The 6,145-nt window shown below is 64.7% G+C and carries 4 protein-coding genes; all 4 read right to left on the minus strand.

What is annotated here, in order from left to right:
• Window positions 1–122: 122 nt before the first annotated feature.
• Window positions 123–1,544: a solute carrier family 23 protein gene (locus tag GQB03_RS19315; protein ID WP_159692826.1), complete on the minus strand. Its 1,422-nt coding sequence runs from the start codon at window positions 1,542–1,544 to the stop codon at window positions 123–125.
• Window positions 1,545–1,586: 42 nt separating this feature from the next.
• Entirely contained in the window at window positions 1,587–3,218 is a 1,632-nt protein-coding gene (locus tag GQB03_RS19320; RefSeq protein WP_159692828.1) for an electron transfer flavoprotein-ubiquinone oxidoreductase, read from the minus strand.
• Window positions 3,219–3,252: 34 nt separating this feature from the next.
• Window positions 3,253–5,043, minus strand: a complete 1,791-nt coding sequence (locus GQB03_RS19325; protein WP_159692830.1) for an acyl-CoA dehydrogenase — start codon at window positions 5,041–5,043, stop codon at window positions 3,253–3,255.
• A 95-nt stretch (window positions 5,044–5,138) separates the two neighbouring features.
• Window positions 5,139–6,080: an electron transfer flavoprotein subunit alpha/FixB family protein gene (locus tag GQB03_RS19330; RefSeq protein ID WP_159692832.1), complete on the minus strand. Its 942-nt coding sequence runs from the start codon at window positions 6,078–6,080 to the stop codon at window positions 5,139–5,141.
• Between the last annotated feature and the right edge of the window lie 65 nt (window positions 6,081–6,145).

Genomic DNA, 6,145 nt, shown 5'->3' on the forward strand with positions numbered 1-6,145 from the left:
TTGCAGGGTCGCTCGCTGACCGGACCACGGTAGACGAAAAAGGCGGCCCCCTGAGGGGCCGCCTGTCGATCTCCTCGGGCCGGAATCACACTGCGGCGATTCCGAGCCCGAATTTCCGCCACTCACTTGTGGTGAGCACGTCCGTGACTGTCCGCTGCTTCGTTTTCATCCGTGGAGTTGGCAAGAATACTGACATCGTCGGCATCCCGCGTGCCGACGCGATGAGGCCGTTCGATCAGGAAGTAGAGCACCAGACCGATCACCACTGCATAGACCGTGGACTTCGGATCCGGCATGGCCAGGGTCACCGCAACGATGCCCGCCACACCACGCTCCGTCGAGGTCTTGAGCTCTTCCATACCGACCATGATGCAGATGTAGGCGGTCAGCACCAGGGTCAGCGATAGCGCAATCGGCAGCACCGGCTTGAAAACGCTCACCAGCGGAAGCATGAACAGGGCGACGAAACCGACGATCCAGAACGTACCGCCACCACTGTAGATCGAATCCATCGCCTTGCGACCGAGGGCATAGCGCTCTGCCACGGTGGCATGCGCCGCGGTCCACAACGGACCGGCCAGGCCGGGCCACGGGGCGAAGAACGAATGCATCGCGTTGCGGATGGCGGTCACGATGTGCACCCGGGTGACGCTGTCGTCGATCTTCTCGTCTTCACGCAGGTGATCGACGCGCTTGACCAGGGTGAAACCGACGATGATGTCACCGAAGGCGATCACATAGGCAATCAGGGCTGTCGGGATGGCCAGCAGGAAGGTGCTCGTATCGGGCATGCCGGTGCTGAACACGAGGTAATCCCACATCAGACCGAAGTCGGGATTGGTGATCCCCCACTGGACGTCGGGCAGCGGATACTCACCCACGGCCCAGCCAACCAGCATGGCGAGGATCATGCCGGGCACCATGCCGAAGTTGGCGATGCGCTTGGCCAGCGTGTTCCTTTCCAGGATGCTCTTGAACGACAGCGAGAACAGCACATAGGCCGAAACGATGGACCCGACGAGCAGCGAAATCGGCGTGTTGTCGATCCGGCCACCGGCCTTGAGCTCGCCCATCATTGCGGCGATACCCGCGCCGATGATGATGCCCGACTTGAGCGAGTTCGGGATCACGGTCACCAGCTTGTTCCCGAGACCGGTGATGCCGAGGATCAGGAAGATCAGAGTCACCTCGATCTGCAGCGCGAACATCGCCTTGATCGCTTCGGGTCCGGGCTCGAAGCCCTGCAGGAAGAGGATGACCACGGGAATGGCGGGAGTAATCCAGCCAGGCACCAGGGGCACGCCGAGCAGGGCCGGTAGCATGTAGCCGATACCGGCGATGACACAGAAGGCCAGCGCGGCCTCGTAGGGCATGCCGAGGTACTTTTGCAGTAGCGGGATCATCGCCAGGCCGACCACGAACATGATCAGGCCCTGGATCATCTCAGGGTATTCCCACCTGTAATGAATGAACGGCAGGCGGATCTTGAATGGCCCAAGCGGCCAGCAGGGCTGTTCAGCCCCGTGAGGACGTTGAATAGACACGAGGTGTCTCCTTTTTGTTGAAAATTTTGTATTCAGGCTTGGCTACATGTTCGGGTAGTTCGGACCACCGCCTCCCTCGGGTACCGCCCAGTCGATGTTCTGGGTGGGGTCCTTGATGTCGCAGGTCTTGCAGTGCAGGCAGTTCTGGGCGTTGATCTGCATCCGCGGGCCTTCGGCCTCCTGGACGATTTCGTAGACGCCCGCCGGGCAGTAGCGCTGCTCGGGTGCGTCGTAGAGCGCGAGGTTGGTCTTGATCGGCACTTCGGCGTTCTTCAGGCGCAGGTGACAGGGTTGCTCCTCTTCATGGTTGGTGGCCGAGATGAACACCGAGGAGAGCCGGTCGAAGCTGATCTTGCCGTCGGGCTTGGGATAGACGATCGGCGGGCACTCGCTGGCCTTTCTGAGCTGGGTGTGGTCGGCGTGGTTCTTGAGCGTCCACGGCGCCCGGCCGCGCAGCACGAAGGTGTCGATGGCGCTGTACGCCATGCCGCCCCACAGGCCCCAGCGGAACGAGGGGCGCACGTTGCGCACGGTGTAGAGCTCGTCCCACAGCCAGCTCGCCTTGAGGCGCTCCGGGTAGGCAGTGACCTCGGGGCTCGCCGGCGCCTCGTCGGCCAGATAGGCGAACAGCGCCTCGGCCGCCTCGATGCCGGATTTCATCGACATGTGGGTGCCCTTAATCTTGGGCACGTTGAGGAATCCCGCGGTGTCGCCGACCAGCAACCCGCCCGGGAAGGTGAGCCGGGGCAGCGACTGGAAGCCGCCTTCGGAGAGCGCCCGCGCGCCGTAGGAGATGCGCCGTCCGCCCTCGAAGTACTTGCGGATCTCCGGATGGGTCTTGAAGCGCTGGAACTCCTCGTAGGGCGACAGGTGCGGGTTGCTGTAGTCGAGCCCGACCACGAAGCCCACCGACACGAGGTTGTCCTCGAGGTGGTAGAGGAAGGAGCCGCCATAGGTGTCGGAGGTAAGTGGCCAGCCCACGGTGTGCACCGTGAGACCGGGTTGATGCACCGCCGGGTCGATCTCCCACAGTTCCTTGATGCCGAGCCCGTAGGTCTGCGGATCGGCGCCTTCGCGAAGCCCGTAACGCGCCATCAGCCCCTTGGTGAGCGAGCCGCGGCAGCCTTCCGAGAACACCGTCTGGCGTGCATGCAGCTCGATCCCCTGGGCGTAGTTGGGGCCGTGCTCGCCCTCGCGGGTCACCCCCATGTCACCGGTGGCGATGCCCCTGACCGAGCCCGCGTCGTCAAACAGCACCTCGGCCGCCGCAAAGCCAGGGTAGATCTCCACCCCGAGCGCTTCGGCCTGCTCGCCGAGCCAGCGGCACAGGTTGCCGAGGCTGACGATGTAGTTGCCTTCGTTGTGCATCTGCGGCGGGGTCGGCAGCTTGCGTGCGCCCTGCTCCGAGAGCAGCAGGAAGCGGTCTTCCTGCACCGGCGTGTTGAGCGGCGCACCGCGTTCCTTCCAGTCGGGAATGAGCTCGTTGAGCGCGCGCGGCTCGACCACCGCACCCGAGAGAATGTGGGCGCCGACTTCCGAGCCCTTCTCCACCACGCACACCGACAGCTCTCGCCCGTCGCGTTCGGCCAGCTGGCGCAGGCGGATCGCGGTCGACAGCCCCGAAGGGCCGGCACCGACAATCACCACATCGTATTCCATCGATTCGCGCGTCATGACGCATCCTCCGTACGTAGCCCCTGCGCGGGCATCAGAACAAGGCCTCGGGCAGTGCCAGCACCGACTCGGCGCCACCGACGATCGCGTCTCGATAGGTTCCTGCCTCGGGGAGCACGTGTTCGACGAAGTAGCGTGCGGTCACCAGCTTCGCGCCGTAGAACTCCGCATCACCGGCGGCCATGCGCTCGAAGGCAATGGAAGCGGAACGGCCCATCAGCCAGGCGCCGGCGACCGTGCCGGTGAGTTTGAGGAACGGGACCGCACCCGCCGCTGCAGCCTGCGGATTTGCCTCGTAGTTGGTCAGCAACCAGTCGGTGGCCTCGCCCAGAGTGTCAATGCCCTTGCCGAGCGCCTCGCCGATCTTCTTCAGATGGGCATCGGAATGTCCGGTCAGCGCGTCGCGTGTTGCGGTCATCTCTTCGAGCAGCGCGCGCATCGCATGGCCGCCTTCGCGGGCCACCTTGCGGCCGATCAGATCATTCGCCTGGATCGCGGTGGTGCCTTCGTAGATGGTGGTGATACGGGCGTCGCGCATGTGCTGGCAGGCGCCGGTTTCTTCAATGAAGCCCATCCCGCCGTGCACCTGGATGCCGTTCCAGGTCACGCTCTGCGCCGTCTCGGTACACCAACCTTTGACCACCGGGGTGAGCAGTTCCAGACGGCTCTGGCTGGCCCGGCGCACGCTCTCGTCGGTATGGCTCTTCGCACGGTCCATGCAGCCCGCGACGTAGTAGGCGATGGCGCGGGTTGCCTCGGTACGGGCCTTCATGTCCATGAGCATGCGACGTACGTCAGGGTGATGCAGAATCGGCTTTTTCTCGCCCGACTTGTCACCGACGATCTTGCCCTGGATGCGCTCACGGGCGTAGCCGAGCGCCTGTTGGTAGGCGCGCTCGGAAATGCCGACGCCTTCGAGACCGACGTTGAGGCGGGCGTGATTCATCATCGTGAACATGTACTCGAGGCCGCGGTTGGGCTCGCCCACGAGGTAACCGATGGCACCATCCTTCTCGCCGAAAGCCATCACGGCGGTGGCGCTGGCGTGGATGCCCATCTTGTGCTCGATCGAGGCGCACACCAGATCGTTGCGCTCACCGAGGCTGCCGTCGGCATTGACCAGGAACTTCGGCGCGATGAACAGCGAGATGCCCTTCACTCCCGGCGGTGCATCCGGCAGGCGGGCCAGCACGAGGTGGATGATGTTCTCCGCCATGTCGTGCTCGCCCCAGGTGATGAAGATCTTGGTCCCCGAGATCGCATAGCTGCCGTCACCGCGCGGTTCGGCCTTGGTGCGCACCGCCGCGAGGTCGGAGCCCGCCTGCGGTTCGGTGAGGTTCATGGTACCGGTCCAGGTGCCGGCAACCATGTTGGGGAGAAAGGTGTTCTTGAGCTCGTCGGAGCCGTGATGGGCGATCGCCTCGACCGCGCCCAGCGTCAGCATCTGGCACAGCGAAAATGACATGTTGGCCGATTTCCACATCTCCAGCACCGCGGTCGACACCGTCACCGGCAGGCCTTGTCCACCGAACTCGGTCGAGGCCGGCATGCCGTTCCAACCGGTTTCGCAGAAGGACGAATAGGCCTCCTTGAAGCCGTCGGCAGTCGTCACCACACCGTCGGCCCACTTGTTGCCCTGACGATCGCCGGACGGGTTGATCGGTGCGAGAACTTCGGTCGCGAATTTGCCAGCTTCATCGAGAATCGCCTCGACGAGATCACCACTCACTTCCTCGTTGCCGGGCAGACCGCAGATCTCTTCGAGTCCGGCCAACTCGTTCATGGCAAACATCATCTCGCGTACGGGTGCGACGTAATTGCTCATCTTGAAACTCCTTGATTCGATTGTTCGGGCCGAGCGGCGCCCTCCCACGGCAGCGGGACAGGCGCCGGCTCCGCGCCGGCATGGTCAGTCCGGGTTCAGAGGGCGGCGGTCAGCTGGGGAACGATCTCGAACAGATCACCCACCAGCCCGTAGTCGGCGACCTGGAAGATCGGCGCTTCCGGATCCTTGTTGATCGCCACGATCACCTTGGAATCCTTCATGCCGGCCAGGTGCTGGATGGCGCCGGAGATGCCCACCGCAAGATAAAGCTGCGGGGCGACGACCTTGCCGGTCTGGCCGACCTGGTAGTCGTTGGGCACGAAGCCCGCATCCACGGCTGCGCGACTGGCGCCCATCGCTGCGCCGAGCTTGTCGGCCAGCGGCTCGAGGACCGCGCGATAGTTGTCGCCGCTGCCGAGGCCGCGGCCACCCGAGACGATGACCTTCGCCGCGCCGAGCTCCGGCCGCTCGGACTTGGTGAGCTCGCGCCCAACCAGCTTCGACTTGCCCAGGTCCGGTCCGGCGGCAAGCGCCTCGACCGGCGCAGCGCCGCCCTCGCCCACCGCGTCAAAGGCGGTGGTACGGACCGTGATGACCTTGATCTCATCGCTGCTGCGCACCGTTGCCAGCGCATTGCCGGCGTAGATCGGACGCACGAAGGTATCGGCCGATTCGACCGCGACGATCTCGGAGATCTGCGCCACATCGAGCAGCGCCGCGACCCGCGGCGAGACGTTCTTGCCGAAGGTGGTGGCGGGCGCCAGCAGGTGGCTATAGGCGGCGCCGGTTTCGCGCACCAGCGATACGATCAGGGCGGCAAGGTTTTCCGCGCCCTGTTCGGCATAGTGGGCTGCATCGACGCACAGCACCTTGGCGACGCCGGCCACGGCCGCGCCAGCGGTGCAGGCGCCGGCGCACTCGCTGCCGGCCACCAGCAGGTGGACTTCGCCGCCGAGCGCCGCGGCGGCGGTGACGGTGTTGAGGGTGGCGGCCTTGAGGCCGGCGTTGTCGTGTTCCGCGATAACGAGAATGGCCATGTCAGATCACCTTCGCTTCGTTCTTGAGCTTGTCGACCAACTGGGCCACGTCGGCCACCAGCACC

This window comes from Cognatazoarcus halotolerans (assembly GCF_009800965.1).
In the GTDB taxonomy this organism is placed as follows: Bacteria; Pseudomonadota; Gammaproteobacteria; order Burkholderiales; family Rhodocyclaceae; genus Cognatazoarcus; species Cognatazoarcus halotolerans.

Bases quoted from the DNA above. Each gene is read 5' to 3' on its own strand.
- GQB03_RS19320 (WP_159692828.1), bottom strand. From the start codon at position 3,218: ATGACGCGCGAATCGATGGAATACGATGTGGTGATTGTCGGTGCCGGC.
- GQB03_RS19325 (WP_159692830.1), bottom strand. From the start codon at position 5,043: ATGAGCAATTACGTCGCACCCGTACGCGAGATGATGTTTGCCATGAAC.
- GQB03_RS19330 (WP_159692832.1), bottom strand. From the start codon at position 6,080: ATGGCCATTCTCGTTATCGCGGAACACGACAACGCCGGCCTCAAGGCC.